The sequence below is a fragment of the Streptomyces solicavernae genome (assembly GCF_029968095.1).
GTDB lineage: Bacteria > Actinomycetota > Actinomycetes > Streptomycetales > Streptomycetaceae > Streptomyces > Streptomyces solicavernae.
In genome coordinates this window covers 41,298-64,382 of record NZ_JASCIR010000020.1, presented here as the reverse complement: position 1 = coordinate 64,382, position 23,085 = coordinate 41,298, and the positions used below count along the sequence as shown (strand labels likewise).

Genomic DNA, 23,085 nt, shown 5'->3' with positions numbered 1-23,085 from the left:
CGGCCCGCAGCAGGGCGGGACCGAACGGGTGAGCACGGATGGGGCACAGCCGGGGGCGCCCACGGGGTCGTACGTACGTTCGAAACTGGTCTATGGTGGAGGAGGGGATGCGGAGAGCAGCTGGTTTCAGGTGGTTCAGGAGGTGCGTGTGCCGGGTTTCACGCATCTGCACACCGTCTCCGGGTTCTCGATGCGCTACGGCGCCTCGCACCCGGAGCGGCTGGCCGAGCGCGCCGCCGAGCGGGGCATGGACGCCCTCGCGCTCACCGACCGGGACACCCTGTCCGGGACGGTGCGCTTCGCCACGGCCTGCGAGAAGGCCGGGGTGCGACCGCTGTTCGGCGTCGACCTGGCGGTGGCTCCGGCCGTACGGGAACCGGGCTCCGCGCAGGAGAAGCGGCGCACCCCCGTGCGCGGCGGCGCCTTCGTCGACGAGTCCGCGCCCCGCGTCACCTACCTCGCCCGGGACGGCGCCCCCGCCTGGGCCGAGCTCTGCCGGATGATCACCGCCGCCCACCGGGACGCAGACGTGGTGCTCCTTCCCTGGCCGGACAACCACGGCGACGGCCTCACCGTGCTGCTCGGCCCCGCCTCCGACGTGGGCCGCGCGCTGGCCGCGGGCCGCCCCGACCGCGCCGCGAAACTCCTCGCGCCCTGGCGGGAGCGGTACGGCGACGCGCTCCGCCTGGAAGCCGTCCACCACGGGCTGAAGGGCACCGGACCCGGATCACTGCGGCTCGCCGCCCGCACCGTGGGCTTCGCCGCCGAGCAGGGCGTACGCCCCGTGCTCAGCAACGCCGTCCGCTACGCCGACCCCGGCCAGGGCCCCGTCGCCGACGTCCTGGACGCCGCCCGGCGCCTCGTCCCCATCGACCCGCGCAAGGGGTTGGACAGCGGCGAACGCTGGCTCAAGGGCGCCGACGCCATGCTGCACGAGGCGGAGCGGGTCGTTCAGGCCGCGGGCTACCGGCGCGAGGCCGCGTACCGCCTGCTCGAAAGCACCCAGCAGACCGCCGCCGCCTGCCTCGTCGACCCCGAGGACGACCTCGGTATCGGCTCCGTGCACTTCCCGGAGGCGCGGCTCGTCGGCGCCGGGCGGCGCACCGCGCAGCGCGCCCTCACCTCCCGCGCCGCCGCCGGAATGCTGCTCCGCGGCTACGGCGGCCGGCGCGCCTACTGGGAGCGGATGCACCAGGAGCTGGACGTCATCGCCCACCACGGCTTCGCCTCGTACTTCCTGACGGTCGCTCAAGTCGTCGACGACGTACGGGGGATGGGGATCCGGGTGGCCGCGCGCGGCTCGGGGGCCGGGTCGCTCGTCAACCATCTGCTCGGCATCGCGCACGCCGACCCCGTCGAGCACGGGCTGCTGATGGAGCGGTTCCTGTCCACCCGGCGCTCGGTCCTGCCGGACATCGACATCGACGTGGAGTCCGCCCGCCGGATCGAGGTCTACCGCGCGATCATCGACCGCTTCGGCACCGAACGCGTCGCCACCGTCTCCATGCCCGAGACCTACCGCGTACGGCACGCCATCCGGGACGTCGGCGCGGCCCTGTCCATGGACCCCGCCGAGATCGACCGGCTCGCCAAGGCGTTCCCGCACATCCGGGCCAAGGACGCCCGCGCGGCCATGGCCGAACTGCCCGAGCTGAAGGACGTGGCCGAACAGCGGGAGAAGTACGGGCGGCTCTGGGAGCTGGTCGAAGGGCTCGACGCGCTGCCGCGCGGGATCGCCATGCACCCGTGCGGGGTGCTGCTCTCGGACGCCTCGCTGCTCGCCCGTACGCCCGTGGTGCCGACCAGCGGCGAAGGGCTTCCCATGTCCCAGTTCGACAAGGAGGACGTGGAGGAGCTGGGCCTGCTCAAGCTCGACGTGCTCGGCGTCCGCATGCAGTCCGCGATGGCGCACGCCGTACGAGAGGTCGAACGCGCCACGGGTGCCTCGGTCGACCTGGACGCGGTCCCGCCGGGCGACCCGGCGACGTACGAACTCATCCGCAGCGCCGAGACGCTGGGGTGCTTCCAGATCGAGTCGCCGGGCCAGCGCGACCTGGTCGGGCGGCTCCAGCCCGCCACCTTCCACGATCTCGTCGTGGACATCTCGCTGTTCCGGCCAGGACCGGTCGCGGCCGACATGGTGCGGCCGTTCATCGAGTCCCGGCACGGCCGCAGGCCCGTCACCTACCCGCACCCGGATCTCGAAGGGCCGCTGCGCGAGACGTACGGCGTCGTCGTCTTCCACGAGCAGATCATCGCGATGGTCGACATCATGACCGGCTGCGGCCGCGGCGAGGCCGACCGGGTGCGGCGCGGGCTCTCCCACCCCGAGTCGCAGGGCCGGATCAAGGTGTGGTTCGCCCAGCACGCGGCCGCGAAGGGGTACGACGCCGAGACGGTCCAGCGGACCTGGGGGATCATCGAAGCGTTCGGGTCGTACGGATTCTGCAAGGCGCACGCCGTCGCCTTCGCCGTGCCGACCTACCAGTCCGCCTGGCTCAAGGCCCACCACCCGGCCGCGTTCTACGCCGGGCTGCTCACCCACGACCCCGGCATGTACCCGAAGCGGCTGCTGCTCGCGGACGCGCGGCGGCGCGGGGTGCCGGTGCTGCCCCTTGACGTGAACCGGTCCGCGGTCGCTCACCGTATCGAACTGGAGTCTGATTCCAGTGTTCCGGAGGGTGCGCGGTGGGGGGTTCGGCTCGCGCTGTCCGACGTGCACGGGATCAGCGAGGCGGAGGCCCACCGGATCGAGGAGGGGCAGCCGTACTCCTCGCTGCTCGACTTCTGGCAGCGGGCCAGGCCCGGCCGGCCGGTGGCCGAACGGCTCGCGCAGGTCGGCGCGCTGGACGCGTTCGGCGGCAACCGGCGCGACCTGCTGCTGCACCTCGCCGAACTGCACCGCGGCGCCCGCGGCTCGTACGGCTCGCAACTCCCCCTCGCCGGTGGCCGTCGGACCGCCGCCGTCGGCCTGCCCGACCTCGGCGAGGCCGAACGGCTCAGCGCCGAGCTCGGCGTCCTCGGCATGGACGCCTCCCGGCACCTCATGGGCGACCACCACGCGTTCCTGCGTGAGCTCGGCGTGACCTCCGCGAAGCGGCTGCGGCTCGCCGAGAACGGGCAGACGGTCCTGGTCGCGGGCGCCAAGGCGGCCACCCAGACCCCGCCGATCCGCTCCGGGCGCCGCGTCATCTTCACCACCCTCGACGACGGCACCGGCCTGGTCGACCTCGCCTTCTTCGACGACAGCCACGAACGCTGCGCGCACACCGTCTTCCACTCCTGGCTGCTCCTCGTCCGCGGCGTGGTCCAGCGGCGCGGCCCGCGCAGCCTGTCCGTGGTGGGCTCGGCGGCGTGGAACCTGCAGGAGCTGGTCGAGCTGCGCGAGACGGGCGGGCTCACGGCGGTGGGGGAGCGGTTGGCCGCCCCTGCCGCTGCCGCTGACCCGGGTGCGGACGCTGATACGGGACGTCGGATCCGTATGCCCACCGGCTACGAGATGAACCCGTGGGCCGACCTTCAGCCACCCGGCGAAGGGCCCCCGGGAGGACGGAAGTTGTGGCACCGGAGCCCGGGGAGCGCGGGATGATTCTCTGTGTACGGTTTCTGACCAGGGCGGACGCCTTCAGGGCCGACGCCTACGGGGCGGACGCCTTCGGGGCGGGCGGCGAGGCCGAGGCCCTGCTGCCCGAACTCATCGCCCTGCTCGACGAGTTGACCCCTGTCGTCGAGGCCGCGCCGCCCGACACGGCTCTCGCCGACGTGCGCGGCGCCCTGCGCTACTTCGACCGGGACACCGAACAGCTCGCCGCGCTCGTACGCGTCCGCGCGCTCGCCCTGCACGGCGTGGACTGCGTGATCGGCGCGGGCCCCAACCCGATGCTCGCCAGGATGGCCGCCCGGGAAGCGCGGCCGGGCCGGACCCGGGTGGTGCCCGCGACGGCCGACGGCGTACGGGAGTTCCTGGACCTGAAACCGGTCGTCGCCCTCGAAGGGGTCGGCCGGGCCACCGCCCGCACCCTGTGCGCCTACGGCCTCGACTCCGTCGACCGGCTCGCCGCCGCACCGCTCGGCACGCTCCAGCGGATTCTCGGGGCGAAGGCGGGCCGCGAGGTGCACGACAAGGCGCACGGCGTCGACCGTACCCCCGTCGTACGCAACGCCGCGGCCCGCTCCCTCGCCGCCGAACGGCCCTTCCCCCGCGACGAGCTGGACCCCGACCGGCATCGGCGCGCCCTGCTCTCGCTCACCGCGGAACTGGGGGCGCGGATGCGCGGCGCGAGCCAGGTGTGCCGCTCCCTGACGCTGACGGTGCGCTACGCCGACCGCTCCAGCACGACTCGCTCCCGCACTCTGCGCGAGCCCACCGCGCACTCGGCGGCCCTGACCTCCGCGGCGTACGACCTGTACGAGGCGCTGGGCCTGCAGCGGGCGCGGGTGCGGGCGGTGTCGTTGCGGGCGGAGGGGTTGGGCCCTGCCGAGCGTGCCGTCCGCCAGCTCACCTTCGACCCGACGGACGACAAGGCGCGTCGTCTGGAGGCTGCGGTGGATCGGGCGCGGGGGCGGTTCGGAGAACGGGTGGGGTTGGCGGGGGTGTTGACGGCGTAGGGCTCTTTTCTCCCCGCCCCGCCCCTTCCCGAAGGCATGCAGCAGCTGCGGGGCTGCGCCCCGGACCCGGCTTCTTCGTTCGGCTGCGGCGCCGTCGTGGCTGGTCGCGCAGTTCCCCGCGCCCCTTTCGGGGCACGTGGATCCCACCCCCTTCACGCCAGCACCTTGCGCAGCGCGTACCCGAACACCACCCGGCCCGTCCGTGCCGTCAACGCGTCCAGGAACCTCGGCAGGCGGCGTACCCGCAGGTCCTCGCGCCACACCACGGACGAACCCGTGCCGAGGGGGCGTACCTCGATCTCGGCCCAGCCGGTCAGGAACGTGCCCGTCTTGACCAGGCGGCAGCGGCCGAACTCGGCGCCGGGGCCCGGGGGGTGCCACTCGGTGACCTCCATCGGGTCGTCGAAGGCGAACCGGCCGGCTCCGGTGCGGGCCACGAAGCGGGTGCCGTGGCCGGCGGGCGGCGGGGTCAGCACGGTCGTCCGGGTCAGCGGGACCTGCGCGGCATGCCGTGGCCAGTCGGTGACGCGGCGCCAGGCCTCGGCGGGCGGCAGCGGACAGCGGCGCGCGATCCGGAACTCGGGCATCCGGCCAGCGTAGGACGGTCCGGAGGGTACGTAAGGCTGCGCCGCCCCCCGAGGTGAAGGAAGGGGAGCGGCGGCGCGGCGGAACCGGCGTGCAGGCGCCGGGGTTCGAGGGCCGCCCGGGGTCAGCGGCTGTGGCGGCCGCCCGCGGTGGCGCGGCGGCGGACCGAGCCGAACAGGGCCGCGGCGCCGACGGCGAGGGCGGCGGCGCCGCCGATCGCGATGTACGGGGTGGCCGAGTCGCCGCCCGTCTCGGCGAGTTCCGTGCCGGTGGCGGCCGTGGGCTCGGCGGCGGCGCCGTTCGCCTCCGGCGCGTTGCCGGTGGTGTCCGTCGCCGCAGTGCCGCCCTCGGAGGAACCGGCGCCGTGCCCGGCCTGGTCCCCGCCGTGCCCGGCCTGGCCGCCTGCGTGCCCGGCCTGGCCGCCTGCGTGCCCGGCCTCGTCCCCGCCGTGCCCCGAGTGGTCCACCGTGGACTTCCCGGCGCCGGCGTCGATCTGCTCGCCGGACGGAGCCTGAGCCTCCGGGGCCTTCGCCGCGCTGCCGCCGTCCTTGCCGAAGGTGACGTCCGAGCAGGTGTAGAACGCCTCCGGGGAGTCGGAGCGCTGCCAGATGCTGTAGATCAGGTGGCGCCCAGACTTGTCCGGCACGGTGCCGTCGAAGACGTACTCACCGTTCTCCAGCTTCGGGTCGGTGACCTTCGCGAACGGCTCCGACTCCAGGTCCGACCACTTCAGCGGCTCGCTCGGGTCGTAGCCGTCCTTGGTGACGTACAGCTCGAAGGAGCCCTTGTGCGGGGCGGTCGCCTGGTAGCGGAACGTGTGCTTCCCGGCGGTGAGTTCGCTGGCCGGCCAGTCGGCGCGGGGCAGGTCGAGGCCCTTGTACTTGTCGCGGCCCGCGCTGCACAGCTTGCCGTCCGGGATGATCTCGCGGTGCTTGCCGGCGGCGTTCGCGATGTTGACCTCGTTCCAGTCGTAGAAGGCCTGCGTCCCGCTCGCCTCCACCGCGGCCTTGCAGGCGGCCGACTTCGGCGACTCCGGGCCCTCGGCGAAGCAGGCCGAGACGCGGCTCACCGGGTCCGTCATCGAGCCGTGCGCGGCGGCCGGGGAGGCGGCGAGCGCGGTCAGCGCGAGCGGGGCCGCGCCGAGGACGGCGACGGAGGCGGCGGTGCGGCGCAGAGAGGGGAAGGCGGCCATGGGGGTCTCCTCGAAACGGTTCACTGGGGGTTGGCGAGTCCTGAAACTAGCCCCTGGAAACCGTGAAATCGCCTGCTGAGGCGGGGTCTTGCAGATCCTTATGGTGCGTTTAAGGGCCGCCTCAGAGGTCGTTAAAGGGCGGGTGTGAATCATCCGGTTTCTTCCCCGGCCCGGCCGCCCGGCCGGACCGGGGAAACCCGGCCGGTTCCTTCCCCGCCCGGCCGCCCGCACCGGAGTTCACCCCACCCACCGGTACCGCCGCTCCGGCCGCCCCGTACCCCCGTACCTGAGCGTCACCTGGACGCGGCCCGTGTCCGCGAAGAACTCCAGGTAGCGGCGGGCGCTGACCCGGGAGAGCGAGCCCGCCTCGGCGCACTGCGAGGCCGACAGGCCGCCCGGCTCCGCCCGCAGCACCCGCTCCACCAGGTCCGCCGTGTGCGCCGCGAGCCCCTTCGGCAGCTCGCGCGAGCCCGGCGGGCGGGTGCCGAAGATCCGGTCCACGTCCTCCTGCCGGGCCTCGCCCAGGTCGTCCAGGCGGGCCCGCAGCGCGGCCACATGCCGCAACTGCTCCTGCAGCGCCGCCTGGTTGAACGGCTTGATGAGGTAGTGCAGCGCCCCGGCGCGCAGCGCGGAGCGGACCACCTCCGCGTCCCTGGCCGCGGTGATGAACAGCGCGTCCACCCGCGGCCGCGCCGGATCCCGCTCCTCCGCGGCGCGCAGCTCCCGCAGAACGGCGATGCCGTCCATGTCCGGCAGATACACGTCCAGGAGTACGAGATCGGGGTGCAGCCGCTCGGCCGCCCGCAGCGCCTCCGTACCGCTGTGCGCCACCCCGGCCACGGTGAATCCGTCCATAGCGGACACGCAGCGGCCGTGCAGCTTGGCCACCATGAAGTCGTCGTCCACGACAAGGACTTTCGTCTGCTCGTTCACCGCGTCAGGCTAGGTAGCCGACCACAACGACCACAACGTCCGTTGCTTGCGGAAGAGAGACAGCTTGTTAACGCGCAGGCAACATGTGGGCCACTTCACAAGCCGTACTTACTCACGCAACCGACAGGTGGTGGCACACGTGCGTCTGCGCACACCCCTCGCCCTGCTCGGGGCCGGGCTGCTCGTGCTCGCCGGGCCGCCGCTGCTCACCCCGGGCAGCGGCGCCGACACCGGCACACAGATCCCGGGCCTGCGCTTCATGGTTCCCAACACGCCCGGCGGCGGCTACGACATCACCGCCCGCACCGCGGCCAAGGACGCCGAGGACGCCGGGCTCACCCACAACATCGAGGTGTTCAACCTGCCCGGCGCGGGCGGCACCGTGGGCCTGACCCGGCTCGTCGGCGAGCACGGCAACGGCAAGCTCGCCATGTCCATGGGCCTGGGCGTGGTGGGCGCCGTACGCTCCAACCACTCGCCGAGCACCCTCGCCGAGACCACCCCGATCGCCCGCCTCACCGAAGAGCAGAACGTCGTGGTGGTCGCCAAGGACTCCCCGTACCAGACCATCGACGAGCTGATCGACGCCTGGAAGAAGAACCCCGGCAAGATGCCGGTGGGCGGCGGTTCCTCGCCCGGTGGGCCCGACCACATCGCGCCGATGCTGATGGCGCGGGCCGCCGGGATCGAGCCGAAGAAGGTCAACTACATCCCGTTCGACGGCGGCGGTGAACTCCTCGCCTCGATCCTCGGCAACAAGCTCGCCTTCGGCGTCTCCGGCGTCGGCGAGTACCTGGACCAGATCAAGTCCGGGGAGCTGCGGCTGCTCGCCGTGACCGGGCCGGAGCGGGTCGAGGGCCTGGACGGGCCGACCCTCATGGAGTCCGGCTACGACGTGAACTTCACCAACTGGCGCGGCGTCGTCGCCCCGCCCGGCCTCTCCGACACCGAACGCGACAAGCTCACCGGCCTCCTGGAGAAGCTGCACAAGTCCGAGCAGTGGCAGAAGTCCATGAAGAAGAACGGCTGGGAGGACGCCTTCGCCACCGGCGACGAGTTCGGGAAGTTCCTCGACGCCCAGGACAAGCGCGTCGTGTCCGTACTGAAGGAGCTGGGGCTGTGACGACCACGACGGAACCCGTTTCGGACGAGACCGAGCCGCGCCGCTCCTGGCTCAAGGAGCACTCCGAACTCGGCGTGTCCGTCCTGCTGCTGGTGCTCGGCGTGCTCGTCCTCACCGACGCCCTCACCATGGACGTCGACATCGCCCAGCGCGGCCCCGTCGGCCCCAGGACCGTGCCGATCGTGGTGGGCGCGGGCCTGCTGGTCATCGCCGCCCTGCTCGCCGTCGACGTGCTGCGCGGCGGCCGCGGCGAGGCCGAGAGCGGCGAGGACGTCGACCTGTCCGAGCCCGCCGACTGGCGCACCGTCCTGCTGCTCGCCGGGGTCTTCCTGGCCACCGCCGTCCTGATCGACCCGCTCGGCTTCCCGCTCGCCGGGGCGCTGCTGTTCTGGGGCGCCGCCTTCGCGCTCGGCAGCCGCCGCTACGACCGCGACCCGCTGATCGCCGCGGCGCTCTCCCTGCTGACCTACGTCGTCTTCAACAACCTGCTCGGGGTGCCGCTGCCCGGCGGTCCGCTGATGGGAGTGCTGTGACATGAACGCCCTCAACTCCCTGATGGACGGCTTCGGTACCGCCCTGTCCCCGCTCAACCTGCTCTGGGCCGCCATAGGCGTGCTCCTCGGCACCGCCATCGGCGTCCTGCCCGGCATCGGCCCCGCCATGGCGGTCGCCCTGCTGCTCCCGGTGACGTACGGGCTCGACCCGACCGCCGCGTTCATCATGTTCGCCGGGATCTACTACGGCGCCATGTTCGGCGGCTCCACGACCTCCATCCTGCTCAACACTCCGGGGGAGAGCGCCGCCGTCGTCGCGGCGATGGAGGGCAACCCGATGGCCAAGGCCGGGCGCGGCGCACAGGCCCTCGCGGCCGCCGCCATCGGCCACTTCGCGGGCGGCATGGTCGGCACGATCCTGCTGGTCGCGCTCGCCCCGAAGATCGCCGAACTCGCCGTCGACATCGGCGCGCCCGACTACTTCGCCATCATGGTCCTCGCGTTCATCGCGGTCACCAGCGTCCTCGGTTCCTCCCGCATCCGCGGCCTCGCCTCCCTGCTCATCGGTCTCACCATCGGCCTGATCGGCCTCGACCAGATGACCGGCCAGCAGCGCCTCACCTTCGGCTCGCTGCAGCTCGCCGACGGTGTGGACGTGGTGATCGTCGCGGTGGGCCTGTTCGCGATCGGCGAGGCCCTGTGGGTCGCCGCGCATCTGCGCCGCACCAGCGGCGAGGCCATCCCGGTCGGCCGGCCCTGGCTCGGCAGGGGCGACGTCAAGCGGTCCTGGAAGTCCTGGGCGCGCGGCCCGTTCATCGGCTTCCCGTTCGGCGCGATCCCGGCCGGCGGCGCGGAGATCCCCACGTTCCTCTCGTACGTCACCGAGAAGCGGCTCTCCAAGCACAAGGACGAGTTCGGCAAGGGCGCCATCGAGGGCGTCGCGGGCCCCGAGTCCGCCGCCTCCGCCTCAGCCGCCGGAACGCTGGTCTCCATGCTCACCCTCGGCCTGCCGACCACCGCCGTCGCGGCCGTGATGCTCGCCGCGTTCCAGCAGTACGGCATCCAGCCGGGCCCGCTCCTCTTCGAGCGCGAGCCGGAGCTGGTGTGGGGCCTGATCGCCTCGCTGTTCGTCGGCATGGTGCTGCTCATCGCCCTGAACCTGCCGCTGGCCCCGCTCTGGGCGAAGCTCCTGCGCATTCCGCGGCCGTACCTGTACGCGGGCATCCTGTTCTTCGCGGCGGTCGGCGCGTACGCGGTCGGCGGTGAGGCGATCGACCTGGTGATCCTGCTCGTCATCGGCCTGATCGGCTTCGGCATGCGGCGCTACGGACTGCCCGTCCTGCCCGCCGTCATCGGCGTCATCCTCGGCCCGGCCGCGGAGCAGCAGCTGCGCCGCGCCCTGCAGATCAGCGACGGCAGCGTCACGGGGCTCGTCAATACGCCGTTCTCCGTGACGGTTTACGTCGTGGTCGTGCTGCTTCTGGCCTGGCCGCTGCTCAAGAAGCTGATCAAGAGGGGGAGTTCGGACCGTACCGTGGACGCATGACGACATCCGCCGACATCAGGCCCGCCACCTCCGCCGACGGACCCGCCGTACGCGCGGTGACGGACGCGGCGTACCACCCCTACATCGAGCGCATCGGGCTCAGGCCCGCGCCGATGGACCGGGACCACGCCGCGGACGTCGCGGCGGGCAGGGTGTTCGTCACCGGTGACCCGGTCACCGGCCTGGTGGTCCTGGTCCCGCACGAGGACCACCTCTACCTGGAGTCCATCGCGGTCCACCCCAGCGCCCACGGGCGCGGGGTGGGCCGCGCGCTGCTCACGTTCGTGGAACAGCGTGCGGTGTCCCTCGGCCTGCCGGAGGTACGGCTGCTCACGAATGCCCTGATGCGGGAGAACCAGAGGATCTATGCGCGGTACGGGTACGAGGTGGTGGAGCGGAGAGTGGAGGGCGCGTACGACCGGATCCACTACCGGAAGCGGCTGCGGGCAGAGGCTTGATTCTTCCCCTCCCCGCCCCTCCCCGCCCCTTCCCGAAAGTCCTGCCGGACGGGCCTCCTCAATCGCCGGAGGGGCTCAGTAGGGCGGCCCGTTCGGCGCTAGCTTTCCGGCCACCACGTTCTGCGAACGTCCTCGCGGATCTCGGGGCGCGGCCGGGCGGCCTCCTCGCGGCGCTCCTCGGCGCGGCGCTTGGCGGGCCTGGTCAGGGGCTTGTGCAGGGTCTGGCGACGCATGACGGCCTCCTAGGGTGGAGCAGGCCTGGTTCCGCGTTCCGGAGGCAGACCCGGAAGAGGAGCGTCACCCATCACCGCAGTCCTGTCTGTGGCCTGCGTCACTCCCTCTGGTGCGTGGGCCCGCGCTCGGAGGTGTGGATCACGTTCCCCAGGGCCGTTCCTGCGCCCCGTGCGCCCCCTGTGCACTCCTGTGGTGGAGGGCGGCCGGGCACGTCAACTGTCCGGTGTCCGAGGGCCGTTGTCAGCGGTGCCTGCGACCATCGGCACCATGACCACCGAGAGCACTGGCAGCAGCACGGACCGTACGGAAAGTGCCGACGGCTTCGATTTCGACACCCTCGACCGCCCCATCGACTGGAACGAGGCCGTGCCCCACTTCGACGACGCCCCGGACCACGGCCTGCGCGACGCCGACGTCCGCGCCGCCTGGGCGGACCGGCTCGCCCAGTGGCTGCCGCCCGCCCCCGCGGACGTGCTGGACCTCGGCTGCGGCACCGGCAGCCTCGCCCTCCTCGCCGCCGGTCAGGGCCACCGCGTCACCGCCGTCGACAGCGCACCGCGCATGGTCGAGCACGCCCGGGCGAAGCTCACCGGCACCGGCACCGAAGTGCTCGTCGGTGACGCGGCCAGACCTCCGCTCGACGGCCGCCGCTTCGACGTGGTCCTGGCCCGGCACGTCCTCTGGACGCTGCCCGACCCGGAGGCCGCCCTGCGCCACTGGTGCGCCCTGCTCAGGCCCGGCGGGCGCCTCGTCCTGGTCGAGGGCGTGTGGGGCGGGCAGAGCCCCGTCGGCCTGCCCGTCGCCCGGCTCGCGCGCGCCCTCGCCCCGCTCGCCGGGCGCGTGCACACCGAGTCGCTGTCGTCCGAGGCCCGGCTGTGGGGCGGCCCGGTCACCGACGAGCGGTACGCGGTGGTGGCGGTCGTGGACGGGCCGCGCCGCCATACGGAAGTGGTCGACGTCCACCTGATCGTGCGCAGAGGCGGCGAGGTGCTGCTGGCCCGCCGCGCGAACACCGGTTATGCGGACGGCCTGCTGCACGCACCCTCCGGGCACACGGAGGACGGCGAGGACGTGCGCGCGGCGGTGATCCGCGAGGCCGAGGAGGAGGTCGGCCTCCGCCTCGCCCCTCAGGACCTGCGGGTCGCCCTCGTCATGCAGCACCGCGGCCCCGGCACCGCACCCCGCATCGGCTGGTTCTTCGAGGCGGACCACGGCGCGGGCGGCACCCCCGTCAACGGCGAGCCGGACAAGTGCTCCGAGCTCGGCTGGTACGCCCTGGACGCGCTGCCGGACGACATGGTCGCGTACTGCAGAGCGGGCCTCGACGCGTACCGAGCGGGCGAGCGCTTTGTCCTCCACTGGCACGAGGACGACGACCCGGTCGCGTACGAGGCGACGGCCCGGAGGGTGGTGACGCTGCCGATGAGCGGTCAGCAGGGGCAAGGAGCGGTCAGACGGTGAGCAGCGACTCCAGCTTGCCGCCCCGCGCCAGGAGTTCCAGCTCGTCCAGGGCAGCCGTGGCCGCCGCGGCCGCCCCGGGGTCCCGCTCGGCGAGGCCGCTCTCGGCGAACTCGTCCTCGTCCAGCCGCAGTACGGACGTACCGTCGGCGGACACCCACAGGTCGAGGTCCAGGTCCTCCACGACGACCCCGTCCGGGCCGAGCTCGGCGGGCCGGGTCACGTCGCAGTACCAGCCCTTCAACACCCCCGCGCCCGACCGGACCTCCTTCACCGCGTACCACCGGTCCCGCCAGTAGTGCTCGGTGAACACGTCACCCGGCTCGAAGCGGACGAAGCCGAAGTCGCGCACGCCCGAGCCCGCCCAGGCGGCCCGCACCACGAGATGGGTGCCGTCGTCGCTGAGCAGTGTCGCCGGGTAGGCGATCTTCGTGCGGCCTGCCTTGCGCAGGACCACGTCCACGGTGTCGCCACCCGTACCCGCCTCAGCCGACACCGAGTTCCCGGACATGCCGTACCTCCGTCGCACAGATTTCGTAACCGAACCACTGGTTGACCGTCGGCATCGGCAGATTCTCCGCGTGGTGCAGCACTTCGGCCCTCGCCCCGGCGTCCTCGGGGCGGAATCTCTGACGAGTACGGTCATGGTGCCGGACGCTACGGCGGTAACCGGTGCCCGCGCCTTCGAATTTCGGGGGCGTACGCCAGAATCGACCCTGTGACAGACCCCGTGACCCTCAAGATCCACGTCGACCACGAAGCCGGCGCCCCCTACGAGCAGGTGCGCGCCCAGATCTCCGAGCAGGCCAGGTCGGGCGCGCTGCCCGTGGGCCACAGACTCCCGACGGTACGCGGCCTCGCGGAGGACCTCGGCCTCGCCGCGAACACGGTGGCGAAGGCGTACCGCGCGCTTGAGGCGGACGGTGTCATCGAGACCCGCGGCCGCCACGGCACGTTCATCGCGGCGGCGGGGGACGCGGCGGAGCGGCGTGCGGCTGCGGCCGCGCAGGCGTACGCGCGGGAGGCCCGGCGCCTGGGCCTCGACCAAGGAGCCGCCCTTGACGCGGTACGGGATGCCCTGCGGGCGGCGTACGAATAAGTACGGGTAGGGGCCACGGACCACGCCCCGCAACGGACTGAATTTCACAAGTACAACCCCGAGTCCGCCCCGTCCCGCTGGTCCGGCACCGACGTCGGGCTCGTGCCGCGGCGCAGGGCGAACAGTTCGGCGAGGGTCGCGCCCTCGCGGCCCACGGCCTCCTCGCGGCCGGGGAACTCGGGGCCCAGCCAGTCGAGGGACTCGGCGCGGGTCAGCCCGCTCACCTCGATCCGGGCCAGGCAGCGGCCGGGCCGGACCACGGCGGGGTGCAGCCGCTCCAGGTCCTCGTTGGTGGTGACGCCCACGAGGACGTTGCGGCCCTGGCCGAGCAGTCCGTCGGTGAGGTTGAGCAGCCGCGAAAGTGCCTGGCCCGCGGTGTGTTTGGCCTCGCCGCGGATCAGTTCGTCGCAGTCCTCCAGGAGCAGCAGCCGCCAGCGGCCGCCCGCCGCGTCGTCCTCACCGATCGCGATGTCCATGAGGTAGCCGACGTCGGAGAAGAGCCGTTCCGGGTCGAGTACGCAGTCCACCTGGCACCAGTCCCGCCAGGACCGGGCGAGCGTGCGCAGCGCGGAGGTCTTGCCGGTGCCCGGCGGGCCGTGCAGGAGCAGCAGGCGGCCCGCGATGTCCTCGGGGCTGGTCTTCATCAGCCGGTCCATCGCCTCGGCGACCGGCGCCGTGTAGTTGGGGCGGACCTCGTCCCACGTACCGGCGGAGATCTGCCGGGTGGTGCGGTGCGGGCCGCGGCGCGGCGACACGTACCAGAAGCCCATCGTCACGTTCTCGGGCTGCGGTGCGGGCTCGTCGGCGGCGCCGTCCGTGGACTGCTTCACGACCTCGCGGGCGAGTTCCTCGGTGACGGCGGTGACGGTGACGTCCGCGCCGCGGTTCCAGCGGGAGATCAGCAGGGTCCAGCCCGCGCCCTCGGCGAGCGTCGCGCTGCGGTCGTCGTCGCGGGCGGCGCGCAGCACGGCCGCGCCCGGCGGGAGCAGGGTCAGACCGGACTTGACGCGGTCGATCGACGAGCTGTGCGCGTACGGCTGCTCGCCCGTCGCGAAGCGGCCGAGGAACAGCGCGTCGACGACGTCCGAAGGGGAGTCGCTGTCATCGACGTTGAGCCGGATCGGCAGGGCACCGTGAGGGTCGTCAGCAGGCATGCGGCCCATGATCCGGCACGCCCGCCACTCCCGCACCGCATTTCCCGAGGCCCGGCCGTGTTCCGCGCTCCTGCCCCGCACTCCCGAACTCGCCGGTAATTGAAGCTCTCTCACTTCTCGGACATAGCGAGGAAGTTGACCTGTGAAGGGACGAATCCCTGGTCAAACCTGATCCGGGTGAAGGTCCCCACACCGAACCTTCCTGGCATGGCTGCTCCCTGGTTCAACTGCCGCGTGCTACCACGGCAGTTGCAGAGATCCTGCGTAAGGGAGGTTCCATGAGACTGTCCCGAATCAAGACGTACGCCTCGTCGCTCTTCCTGGCCACCGGCTTAGCTCTCACCGGAGCAGGCACGGCCGCCGCAGCCGAGGGTGCGGCGGCCGAAGCCTATGTGGCGCTCGGCGACTCCTACTCCTCCGGCCTCGGCGCCGGCAGCTACGACGGCGGCAGCGGCGACTGCAAGCGCAGCACCCGCGCCTACCCGGTGCTGTGGGCCGACTCCCACTCCCCGTCGTCCTTCTCGTTCACCGCCTGCTCCGGCGCCCGTACCGGAGATGTGATCAACAACCAGCTGGGGCCGCTCAACGCCGGCACCACGCTCGTCTCCCTCACCGTCGGCGGCAACGACGCGGGCTTCGCCGACGTCATGACCACCTGCGTCCTGCAGTCCGAGAGCGCCTGCATCGCCCGCGTCAACGAGGCGAAGCGCTATGTCGACACGACGCTTCCCGGGCAGCTCGACGAAACGTACAGCGCGATCCGCGGCAAGGCCCCCAACGCCCAGGTCTCCGTGCTCGGTTACCCGCGCTTCTACAAGCTGAACGGCAGCTGCGTCGCCGGGCTCACCGAGAACGAGCGCGCCGCCATCAACGGCGCCGCCGACCACCTCAACGCCGCCACCGCCAAGCGGGCCGCCGACCACGGCTTCGCGTTCGGCGACGTGGTCCCGGCCTTCACCGGCCACGAGATCTGCTCCGGCGACTCCTGGCTGCACAGCGTCAACTGGGGAAACATCGGCGAGTCCTACCACCCCACCGCCGCCGGTCAGTCGGGCGGCTACCTGCCCACCCTCAACGGCACCGTGTGAACGACGACTGTCCCACCGCGGGCGGGAGTTGCCGTACGACCGGGGCCCCCGCCCGCGCCCCACTTGTCCAACTCACCCTGGAATCAGGCGTATTCGGGAGTGAGCGTCAACACCCTTGAGGTGGAAGTGAATCCTACGACCGGGATACACGGGTGTCCGTGCGGGGCGATAGGGTTAACCTGCCCGGGCCGGGTGCCCTCGTACGGGTGGGGAGTGACATGGAACAGATAACAGTGCGCAGCAGGGCGCGAGTCCCTGCGATCACCTGCGGGAGCAGCGCGACCAGCTCTCGTCTCGACCGCCATCTGGCGGTGCTGGGCGGCCCCGCCGTCCCGCAGCGCGAATCGGCGGACGCGACGTTGCTGATGCGTGAGCTCACGACGCGTGATGTGGCGCGCGAGCGCACGAGCCGGGTGGCCCGTGTGCGCAAGGTCTCTCTCTTCGCGCCGCTCCGGCGGCTGACCCGCTCGCTCTTCGGCGGCCACTGAACCGCCGTACGGAACGAGCAGGACAGAGCAGAGCACGACAGTGTGAGCCCGCAGCCCGCGGGCCACACCCCGGCCCGTCACGCTCAGTTGGCCACCGCACCCCGGTGGCCCGCCACGCTCAGGCGACCACACCGTCCCGGCGCAACGCTGCGATCTCGGCGTCCGGCATCCCCACGGCACGCAGCAGCGCCTCGGTGTGCTCGCCCAGCGCGGGCACCGCATCCATCGTCGGCTCCGCCCCGCCCGGCAGCGTCACCGGCGGCAGCAGCGCCCGCAGCGGCCCCACCGGCGAACCCACTTCGCGCCACCGCTCCCGCGCCGCCAACTGCGGATGCGCCGCCACCTCCGTGACATCCCGCAGCCGCGCACACGCGATCCCCGCCTTCTCCAGACGCGCGAGCGCCGTGTCCACATCGAGCCGGCCGAGCGCACTCCCCACCAGCTCGTCCGTCGCCGCCCGGTGCGCCGTCCGCGCCGCGTTCGTCGCGTACGCCGGATCGTCCGCCAACTCCGGCCGTTCCAGGACCAGTTCGGCCAGGCGCCGCCACTCCCGGTCGTTCTGCACGGAGAGCAGCACGCGCGCCCCGTCCGCGGTCCCGTAGGCGTCGTACGGGGCGATCACCGCGTGCGCGAGGCCCGTGCGCGCCGGTGGTTCACCCCCGTGCATCGCATGGTGCAGCGGATGCCCCATCCACTCCGCGAGGGCCTCCAGCATCGACACCTCCACCGGGCCGCCGAGCCCCGTCGCCGACCGCCTGAGCAGCGCCGCGAGCACCCCCGAGAACGCGTACATCGCCGCCGCGATGTCCGCCGCCGGGATGCCCGCCTTCACCGGCTGCTCCGGCGTCCCCGTCACCGACACCAGGCCCGCCTCGCACTGCACGAGCATGTCGTACGCCCGCTTCTCCGCGTACGGGCCGCCCGCCCCGTACCCCGAGATGTCCACCGCCACAAGGCGTGGATGCTCCGCGCACAGCGACGCCGCGTCCAGGCCCAGACGGGCCGCCGCGCCCTGCGCCAGGTTCTGCACGAACACGTCCGCCTCCGCGATCAGCGCCCGTACGACCGCCAGACCCCGCGGATCCTTCAGGTCCACCGCCAGGGACTCCTTGCCCCGGTTCGCCCACACGAAATGCGAGGCCAGACCGGCCGCCGCCGTGTCGTAGCCGCGCGCGAAGTCGCCGCCGTCCGGACGCTCGACCTTGATCACCCGGGCGCCCAGATCGGCCAGTTGACGCGTCGCGAACGGCGCCGAGACGGCCTGCTCGACGGCGACGACCGTGATGCCGTCCAGGGGGAGGGGCTGGGGCTGGGGCAGGGGCTGAGGCAGGGGCTGGGGCGGCGGGGGCGGCGGAGAGTTCTGCATGGTCCCCGATCCTGAACCCTGCGTATCGGCTTTGTCACCCGGCTGTTGACGTGGCAACGCTCACGGTCCGAGGTGCTGATCATCCGCACGCGCAGGGTCCTTCGGCTCGCGCGCCGTCGTGGCCGGTTGCGCAGGCCCCCGCCCCTGGGAACAGCCCCTCCGGCGGCAGGGGACATAGGGTGACCGCCGTGCCCGCGTACGCCTCCACCACGCTGCTCCCTGTCAACCTCACCCTCGGCGCCGTCCTCGCCGTGCTGCTCGCCGGGGCGGCCTGCGTTGCCGCGTTCGCCCGGCTCAGTCCCGGCGAGGACCGGGGCCGCGCACGCGAGATCGTCGTCGCCGGGCTGCGCGCCGCCGCCCAACTCGTCGCGGTCTCCCTGCTGATCGGCTGGGTGATCCGCTCCGTACCGCTGCTGCTCGGCTTCCTCGTCCTGATGTATGCGGTCGCCGTCCGCACCGCCGGACGCCGCATCACCCCGGGCGGGAGCTGGCCGTGGGCGGCCGTGCCCATCGGGGTGGCCGTCGCCCCCGTGGTCCTGGCGCTGCTGCTCACCGGGCTCGTGCCGCTCAAGGGCATCGCCCTGATCCCCGTGACCGGCATCCTGATCGGCGGCGCGCTCACCGCCACCGTGCTCGGCGGCCGGCGCGCCCTGGACGAACTGGAGGCCCGCAAGGGCGAGGTGGAGGCGGCCATGGCGCTCGGCCTGAGCGACCCCGAGGCTCGCATCCTGGTCGCCCGCCCGGCCGCGTCGGACGCGCTCCTCCCGGGCCTCGACCAGACCCGTACGGTCGGCCTGGTCACGCTGCCCGGAGCGTTCGTCGGGATGCTGCTCGGCGGGGCGTCACCGGTACAGGCGGGCGCGGTGCAGCTCTTCGTGCTGGTGGCACTGATGGCGGTACAGGGGGTGGCGGTGGCGACGGTGCTCGAACTGGTGGCACGGGGGCGGCTGCACCGTGATGTGGCCTGAAGGGGTGGCCTGGGGGATACGTCTTCCCCTCAGGGTTGCGACTTCCCCTCCGCCCTACAGCAGCACGAACTGTCCCCCCGGCCCCTCCTCCTGGTGGTCCAGGACCGAGGCCGGGCGGCGGGACGCGGGCGGGACCGGGAGAACCCCCGCCGTACGCAGCACCCCCGCGTCCAGCGGTGCCTCCGCCGCCGCCCGCACCAACTCGTCCTGGCGCGGCCTGACTTCGGCGAGGAGCGCCAGGACCGTGATGAGTTCGAGCAGCTCCGACGTCCAGGCCTGCGGCCACGCCGACGGCCGCAGCGCCTCCAGGCCCTCGGCCTGCTCCGGCCACGTACGCCGCTCGAACCACAGCTCAAGGACCCGCACCCCGCAGACATGGAAGTCCCAGGCGGCCGCGGGCACCGGGGAGATCCGGCCGTCGCCGATGTGCAGGGCCTCCTCCTCGCGGTCGTAGAGCAGCTCGGTGGGGCGGGCGGGCAGTGCGGAGCGGACGTACGGGCGGCGGCCGCCGGGGAGTTTGGGGCGTTCGCCGGTGCGCAGATGCAGCCACAGGGTCCGGTGGCCGAGAGCCACGCCGTGCGCCCACACGTCCGGGTCGGCGGTCAGCGGCACCCGGCAGCCGGAGGGGGTACGGCGGGCCGCGGCCAGGCACCAGGCGAGCAGGTCCTCGGGGCGTACGCCGGTGCCGAGGCGGACGGCGAGGGTGTCCAGGAGGCCCGGCGCGAGGTTGGGTTCGGTGGCGCCGGGGCGCCGGTACAGCGGGCGGATGCGGCCGGGGCGCCCGGCGGGCGAGCGGCCGTCGGGCAGCAGCGCGGTGGCGACGAGGGCGGGGCCGCCCGCGTCCGGAACCTGCCCCGGCTCGACCAGGAACAGCTGCTCGGCGTCCGCCACCCGCCACAGCTCGGGCCGGGCCGCGTCGATCAGCCGGTGGTCGGGCAGCAGCCACTGCTCGTCGAACGGCCCGTGCAGCACCCGCACCGGCTCGGGGCACGGCCCGGACTCGGCGGCGAGCGGGCGCGTTCCGCCGGTCCGGCCGGGGAGCTGGGCGACGGAGGTGATCAGAGTGCGGGACCGGCTGGGGTGCAACAACACCTGCCGCTGCTCGGCGTCCGCGCGTACGAACGCCGCCCAGCGCGCCTTCAGTGACGCCGCGTCCGGCGCCATCGGCCAGCCGCGGCCGAGCCGCAGCGGAGCGACCGACCAGGGCAGCAGATCGTCGAGCAGCGGGGCGGCGGAAACGGCTGCCACGTCCGAGTGAGTCACGCTCCGATCGTACGGCGTGACCAGAGGGCGTCCAGGGCGTCCGGGAATCAATGGGCGTCCAGGGCGTCCGGGGATCAATGGGCGTCCAGGGCGTCCGGGGATCAATGGGCGTCCAGGGCGTCCAGGAATCAATGGGCGTCCAGGGGCCCGGGTATCAGTGGGCGTCCAGGGTGACCGTGAACGAGAAGCGGTCGCCGCGGTAGTGGATGCGGGCGACGTCCAGGACCCCGCCGTCCTCGTCGTACGTCACACCGGTGTAGTGCAGGATCGGGCTCAGCAGCGGGACCTGGAGCAGCGCAGCCGTCTCGGGGTCCGCGAGCCTCGCCTCCACGGTGTCCGTGATGCGGCTGATGTGCAGCCCCACCACGTCCCGCAGCACCTTCGTCATCGGCCGGCGCTCCAGGTCGGCCGGGTCGATGCGGGCGGCCACGTCCGGGCGGACGTAGTTGCGGGCGTGGTTGGTCGGCTCCCCGGTCTGCTCGTCGCTGCGCAGCCGGTGGTACGTGGCCACCTCGGCGAGGCCCGGGAAGTACCCGGCGACATCCGCGGGCGCCGGGCCCTCGCCGTGGTCGAGCAACTCGGTGCGCATGCCCGACTGCTGCGCCACGATCGCGTCGACCGAGCCCAGCAGGCGTACCGGCGCGCCCCGTTCGGCGCTCGGCTCGATGAACGTGCCGCGCCGCCGGTGCCGGCTGATCAGACCCTCGTCCTCCAGCTCCTTGAGCGCCTGGCGCATGGTCAGGACGCTCACGCCGTAGTGCACCGCGAGCTGCTCCTCGGTCGGCAGGCGCAGCGGCGCGTCCGGGGTGCGGCCGAGTATCGAGGCGCGCAGGGACTGCGACACCTGGTACCACAGCGGCAGCTTGCGGTTGAGGACGATCGAGTCCGGGGCGAAGGCGGTCACGACTGCTCCGTACTGCTCCTGCTTACGACCGGAAATGACGCTGGAGACCCTGCCACACATCGTCGTAGCCCGTCTGCAGGTGGGACGCCGCTGCCGCCTGCGGGGCGAGCGTCACCGGCCAGCGGGTCTCGAACATGAACGCCAGGCCGTCGTCCACCTTCTGCGGCCGCAGCTCCGCCTCGGACGCCCGGTCGAAGGTCTCCCGGTCCGGGCCGTGCGCCGACATCATGTTGTGCAGCGAGCCGCCGCCCGGCACAAAGCCCCCTGGACCGGAAGTCTTCGCGTCGTACGCGCCCTCGATCAGGCCCATGTACTCGCTCATCACGTTCCGGTGGAAGTACGGCGGCCGGAACGTGTCCTCGCCGACCAGCCAGCGCGGCGCGAACACCACGAAGTCGACGCCCGCGAGCCCCGGGGTGTCGGTCGGCGAGGTGAGCACGGTGAAGATCGACGGGTCCGGGTGGTCGTAGCTGATCGAGCCGATGACGTTGAAACGGTGCAGGTCGTAGACGTACGGAACATGGTTGCCGTGCCAGGCGACGACGTCGAGCGGGGAGTGGTCGTAGAGCGCCGACCAGAGGTTGCCGCAGTACTTGTTGACCACCTCCACGTCCCCTTCCACGTCCTCGTACGCGGCCACCGGGGCCCTGAAGTCCCGAGCGTTCGCCAGGCCGTTGGCGCCGATCGGGCCCAGGTCGGGCAGCTGGAACGGGGCGCCGTAGTTCTCGCACACATAGCCGCGCGCGGTCGCGTCGAGCAGCTCCACGCGGAACCGCACCCCGCGCGGGACGAGGGCCACCTCGCCCGGCTCGGCGCGCAGCAGGCCCAGTTCGGTGCGGAGCAGCAGGCCGCCCTGCTCGGGCACGATCAGGAGTTCGCCGTCGGAGTCGCCGAACACCCGGCGTTCCATGGGCGAGTTGGCGTGGTAGAGGTGCACGGCCATACCGGTGCGCTGGGCCGCGTCGCCGTTGCCGCCGACCGTCCAGAGGCCGTCGAGCCAGTCCGTGCCGGGCGCGGGCTCGGGCAGCGGGTTCCAGCGCAGCCGGTTCGGGTCGGGCGCGGACCCGGGCTCCGTGAACGGGGCCGTGCGCACCGCGCCGTTGTCGATGCGGGTGAACGCCGGGTGCGCGGCGGAGGGGCGGATGCGGTAGAGCCAGGAGCGCCGGTTGTGCGCCCGCGGCTCGGTGAACGCGCTGCCGCTCAGCTGCTCCGCGTACAGGCCGAGGGGCGCGCGCTGCGGGGAGTTCCGGCCGTGCGGCAGGGCGCCGGGGACGGCCTCGCTGCTGTGCTCGTTGCCGAACCCGGAGAGGTACAGGAGCCCCTCCGCCGTCTTCCGTGCCTGCTCGGTCCCGCTCATGCGCGCTCCCCGCTGCCGTAGGAATGCCTGAATCGTGAATCGTGAATCCTGAACCCCTGAATCCTATGGACAACCGTAGGATTGCGGGGAGGTCCCGTCAACGGGGCGGTCGAACCGCTTCCGAGGTGGTTACGCTCACGCCCATGTCCTGGACCCACGGCCCCGACCCGAGCCGGCTGCGCCGCGCCCCCGTGCAGCAGCGCAGCGCCGAGCGCCTGGGCCGGATACTCGACGCCTGCGCCGGTCTGCTCGACGAGGCCGGGTACGAGGCGCTGAGCACCCGTGCCGTCGCCGGGCGCGCGGACGTGCCGATCGGCTCCGTGTACCGCTTCTTCGGCAACAAGCGCGCCATGGCCGACGCCCTCGCGCAGCGCAACCTCGACCGGTACGCCGAGCGCATCTCCGAACGCCTCGCGACGGTCGGGCACGACGACTGGCGCACCGCGGTCGACGCCGCGCTCGACGAGTACCTGACGATGAAGCGCACCGTCCCCGGCTTCGCCCTGGTCGACTTCGCCGGGCCCGTGCAGGCGCCGTCCGAGGCCAACCACCTGCTCGCCGACCGCCTGGCGGACCTCCTCGCCGGGCACCTGGAGCGCTCCCTCGACGCGGGTCTGCGCCGCTGCCTCCTGGTCGGCGTGGAGGCCGCCGACGCGGTGCTGCGCCTGGCGTTCCGGCTGCGGCCCGAGGGTGACCCGGAACTGATCGCGGAGACCCGGGAGTTGCTGCACGCGTACCTGGCGCGGGCGCTGGACTGAAGCGCAGGC

Annotated in this window: 22 protein-coding genes and 1 pseudogene; 12 read left to right on the top strand and 11 right to left on the bottom strand. The window is 72.8% G+C overall.

All coding sequences use genetic code 11. From position 1 onward, the window contains the following. The first annotated feature begins 148 nt into the window (after nt 1–148). Together QIS99_RS21885 and QIS99_RS21880 are read left to right on the top strand one after the other, a co-directional pair. Nucleotides 149–3,589, top strand: a complete 3,441-nt coding sequence (locus QIS99_RS21885) for a DNA polymerase III subunit alpha (protein ID WP_282515271.1) — start codon at nt 149–151, stop codon at nt 3,587–3,589. Continuing rightward, nucleotides 3,586–4,608, top strand: coding sequence for a DNA polymerase Y family protein (locus tag QIS99_RS21880; protein ID WP_282515270.1), 1,023 nt, complete (start codon nt 3,586–3,588; stop codon nt 4,606–4,608). The genes QIS99_RS21885 and QIS99_RS21880 overlap by 4 nt, the downstream gene beginning before the upstream one ends. A gap of 152 nt (nt 4,609–4,760) precedes the next feature. Here QIS99_RS21880 and QIS99_RS21875 read toward each other — a convergent pair whose 3' ends face one another. The 3 genes from QIS99_RS21875 to QIS99_RS21865 all read right to left on the bottom strand — a co-directional run bounded on the left by QIS99_RS21875 (nt 4,761) and on the right by QIS99_RS21865 (nt 7,318). Continuing rightward, nucleotides 4,761–5,195: an SRPBCC family protein gene (locus tag QIS99_RS21875; RefSeq protein WP_282515269.1), complete on the bottom strand. Its 435-nt coding sequence runs from the start codon at nt 5,193–5,195 to the stop codon at nt 4,761–4,763. A 122-nt stretch (nt 5,196–5,317) separates the two neighbouring features. Beyond that, nucleotides 5,318–6,385, bottom strand: coding sequence for a lytic polysaccharide monooxygenase auxiliary activity family 9 protein (locus QIS99_RS21870; RefSeq protein ID WP_282515268.1), 1,068 nt, complete (start codon nt 6,383–6,385; stop codon nt 5,318–5,320). A 237-nt stretch (nt 6,386–6,622) separates the two neighbouring features. After that, nucleotides 6,623–7,318, bottom strand: coding sequence for a response regulator (locus tag QIS99_RS21865; RefSeq protein ID WP_282515267.1), 696 nt, complete (start codon nt 7,316–7,318; stop codon nt 6,623–6,625). A 139-nt stretch (nt 7,319–7,457) separates the two neighbouring features. Here QIS99_RS21865 and QIS99_RS21860 point away from each other — a divergent pair, with 139 nt between their 5' ends. Genes QIS99_RS21860 through QIS99_RS21845 form a run of 4 tightly spaced genes read left to right on the top strand, consistent with a single transcriptional unit; the run spans nt 7,458 to nt 10,939 of the window. Then, entirely contained in the window at nt 7,458–8,441 is a 984-nt protein-coding gene (locus QIS99_RS21860; protein WP_282515266.1) for a Bug family tripartite tricarboxylate transporter substrate binding protein, read from the top strand. Continuing rightward, the gene (locus QIS99_RS21855; protein ID WP_282515265.1) at nt 8,438–8,974 is read left to right on the top strand and encodes a tripartite tricarboxylate transporter TctB family protein; all 537 of its coding nucleotides are present in this window, start codon (nt 8,438–8,440) and stop codon (nt 8,972–8,974) included. The genes QIS99_RS21860 and QIS99_RS21855 overlap by 4 nt, the downstream gene beginning before the upstream one ends. Nucleotide 8,975: 1 nt before the next feature. Next, nucleotides 8,976–10,481, top strand: a complete 1,506-nt coding sequence (locus tag QIS99_RS21850) for a tripartite tricarboxylate transporter permease (RefSeq protein WP_282515264.1) — start codon at nt 8,976–8,978, stop codon at nt 10,479–10,481. Further along, entirely contained in the window at nt 10,478–10,939 is a 462-nt protein-coding gene (locus tag QIS99_RS21845) for a GNAT family N-acetyltransferase (RefSeq protein WP_282515263.1), read from the top strand. The genes QIS99_RS21850 and QIS99_RS21845 overlap by 4 nt, the downstream gene beginning before the upstream one ends. Nucleotides 10,940–11,037: 98 nt before the next feature. Here QIS99_RS21845 and QIS99_RS21840 read toward each other — a convergent pair whose 3' ends face one another. Further along, complete coding sequence (locus QIS99_RS21840; protein ID WP_282515262.1) at nt 11,038–11,172, bottom strand: hypothetical protein; 135 nt, start codon at nt 11,170–11,172, stop codon at nt 11,038–11,040. Nucleotides 11,173–11,440: 268 nt separating this feature from the next. On the opposite strand from QIS99_RS21840, the gene QIS99_RS21835 reads away from it, so the two are divergent. After that, nucleotides 11,441–12,634 carry a methyltransferase domain-containing protein gene (locus QIS99_RS21835; RefSeq protein WP_282515261.1) on the top strand — a complete coding sequence of 398 codons (1,194 nt, stop codon included), beginning with the start codon at nt 11,441–11,443 and terminating at the stop codon, nt 12,632–12,634. Here QIS99_RS21835 and QIS99_RS21830 read toward each other — a convergent pair. Then, complete coding sequence (locus QIS99_RS21830) at nt 12,624–13,142, bottom strand: DUF402 domain-containing protein (protein WP_282515260.1); 519 nt, start codon at nt 13,140–13,142, stop codon at nt 12,624–12,626. The genes QIS99_RS21835 and QIS99_RS21830 overlap by 11 nt on opposite strands. Continuing rightward, a pseudogene (locus QIS99_RS32375) lies at nt 13,117–13,212 on the bottom strand (GNAT family N-acetyltransferase); the annotation flags it as partial. The pseudogene QIS99_RS32375 and the gene QIS99_RS21830, both read right to left, overlap by 26 nt. Before the next feature lie 149 nt (nt 13,213–13,361). Here QIS99_RS32375 and QIS99_RS21825 point away from each other — a divergent pair. Next, the gene (locus QIS99_RS21825) at nt 13,362–13,730 is read left to right on the top strand and encodes a GntR family transcriptional regulator (protein WP_282515317.1); all 369 of its coding nucleotides are present in this window, start codon (nt 13,362–13,364) and stop codon (nt 13,728–13,730) included. Nucleotides 13,731–13,774: 44 nt separating this feature from the next. On the opposite strand, the gene QIS99_RS21820 is transcribed toward QIS99_RS21825, so the two are convergent. Continuing rightward, the gene (locus QIS99_RS21820) at nt 13,775–14,884 is read right to left on the bottom strand and encodes a DUF5925 domain-containing protein (RefSeq protein WP_282515259.1); all 1,110 of its coding nucleotides are present in this window, start codon (nt 14,882–14,884) and stop codon (nt 13,775–13,777) included. 278 nt (nt 14,885–15,162) lie between these two features. Here QIS99_RS21820 and QIS99_RS21815 point away from each other — a divergent pair, with 278 nt between their 5' ends. Next, nucleotides 15,163–15,972, top strand: a complete 810-nt coding sequence (locus QIS99_RS21815; RefSeq protein ID WP_282515258.1) for an SGNH/GDSL hydrolase family protein — start codon at nt 15,163–15,165, stop codon at nt 15,970–15,972. 218 nt (nt 15,973–16,190) lie between these two features. After that, nucleotides 16,191–16,460: a hypothetical protein gene (locus QIS99_RS21810; RefSeq protein WP_282515257.1), complete on the top strand. Its 270-nt coding sequence runs from the start codon at nt 16,191–16,193 to the stop codon at nt 16,458–16,460. 118 nt (nt 16,461–16,578) lie between these two features. Here QIS99_RS21810 and QIS99_RS21805 read toward each other — a convergent pair whose 3' ends face one another. Next, nucleotides 16,579–17,826, bottom strand: coding sequence for a CaiB/BaiF CoA transferase family protein (locus QIS99_RS21805; RefSeq protein WP_282515256.1), 1,248 nt, complete (start codon nt 17,824–17,826; stop codon nt 16,579–16,581). Between the two features lie 179 nt (nt 17,827–18,005). Between QIS99_RS21805 and QIS99_RS21800 the strand changes: the two genes are divergently transcribed. Continuing rightward, entirely contained in the window at nt 18,006–18,794 is a 789-nt protein-coding gene (locus QIS99_RS21800) for an ABC transporter permease (protein ID WP_408909599.1), read from the top strand. Between the two features lie 54 nt (nt 18,795–18,848). Here the strand turns inward: QIS99_RS21800 and QIS99_RS21795 are convergent, their stop codons facing one another. The 3 genes from QIS99_RS21795 to hmgA all read right to left on the bottom strand — a co-directional run bounded on the left by QIS99_RS21795 (nt 18,849) and on the right by hmgA (nt 22,318). Then, nucleotides 18,849–20,057 carry a type ISP restriction/modification enzyme gene (locus QIS99_RS21795; protein ID WP_282515255.1) on the bottom strand — a complete coding sequence of 403 codons (1,209 nt, stop codon included), beginning with the start codon at nt 20,055–20,057 and terminating at the stop codon, nt 18,849–18,851. Between the two features lie 154 nt (nt 20,058–20,211). Next, nucleotides 20,212–20,961, bottom strand: a complete 750-nt coding sequence (locus QIS99_RS21790) for a GntR family transcriptional regulator (RefSeq protein WP_282515254.1) — start codon at nt 20,959–20,961, stop codon at nt 20,212–20,214. 22 nt (nt 20,962–20,983) lie between these two features. After that, entirely contained in the window at nt 20,984–22,318 is a 1,335-nt protein-coding gene (gene hmgA / locus QIS99_RS21785) for a homogentisate 1,2-dioxygenase (protein ID WP_282515253.1), read from the bottom strand. Nucleotides 22,319–22,461: 143 nt separating this feature from the next. Here hmgA and QIS99_RS21780 point away from each other — a divergent pair, with 143 nt between their 5' ends. Beyond that, the gene (locus QIS99_RS21780) at nt 22,462–23,076 is read left to right on the top strand and encodes a TetR/AcrR family transcriptional regulator (protein WP_282515252.1); all 615 of its coding nucleotides are present in this window, start codon (nt 22,462–22,464) and stop codon (nt 23,074–23,076) included. Nucleotides 23,077–23,085: the final 9 nt, after the last annotated feature.

Coding starts and splice junctions, on each gene's coding strand:
- QIS99_RS21850 (WP_282515264.1), top strand. CDS start 8,976: ATGAACGCCCTCAACTCCCTGATGGACGGCTTCGGTACCGCCCTGTCC.
- QIS99_RS21880 (WP_282515270.1), top strand. CDS start 3,586: ATGATTCTCTGTGTACGGTTTCTGACCAGGGCGGACGCCTTCAGGGCC.
- QIS99_RS21805 (WP_282515256.1), bottom strand. CDS start 17,826: ATGCAGAACTCTCCGCCGCCCCCGCCGCCCCAGCCCCTGCCTCAGCCC.
- QIS99_RS21840 (WP_282515262.1), bottom strand. CDS start 11,172: ATGCGTCGCCAGACCCTGCACAAGCCCCTGACCAGGCCCGCCAAGCGC.
- QIS99_RS21810 (WP_282515257.1), top strand. CDS start 16,191: ATGGAACAGATAACAGTGCGCAGCAGGGCGCGAGTCCCTGCGATCACC.
- QIS99_RS21815 (WP_282515258.1), top strand. CDS start 15,163: ATGAGACTGTCCCGAATCAAGACGTACGCCTCGTCGCTCTTCCTGGCC.
- QIS99_RS21820 (WP_282515259.1), bottom strand. CDS start 14,884: ATGCCTGCTGACGACCCTCACGGTGCCCTGCCGATCCGGCTCAACGTC.
- QIS99_RS21830 (WP_282515260.1), bottom strand. CDS start 13,142: ATGTCCGGGAACTCGGTGTCGGCTGAGGCGGGTACGGGTGGCGACACC.
- QIS99_RS21835 (WP_282515261.1), top strand. CDS start 11,441: ATGACCACCGAGAGCACTGGCAGCAGCACGGACCGTACGGAAAGTGCC.
- QIS99_RS21875 (WP_282515269.1), bottom strand. CDS start 5,195: ATGCCCGAGTTCCGGATCGCGCGCCGCTGTCCGCTGCCGCCCGCCGAG.
- QIS99_RS21780 (WP_282515252.1), top strand. CDS start 22,462: ATGTCCTGGACCCACGGCCCCGACCCGAGCCGGCTGCGCCGCGCCCCC.
- QIS99_RS21845 (WP_282515263.1), top strand. CDS start 10,478: ATGACGACATCCGCCGACATCAGGCCCGCCACCTCCGCCGACGGACCC.
- QIS99_RS21870 (WP_282515268.1), bottom strand. CDS start 6,385: ATGGCCGCCTTCCCCTCTCTGCGCCGCACCGCCGCCTCCGTCGCCGTC.
- hmgA (WP_282515253.1), bottom strand. CDS start 22,318: ATGAGCGGGACCGAGCAGGCACGGAAGACGGCGGAGGGGCTCCTGTAC.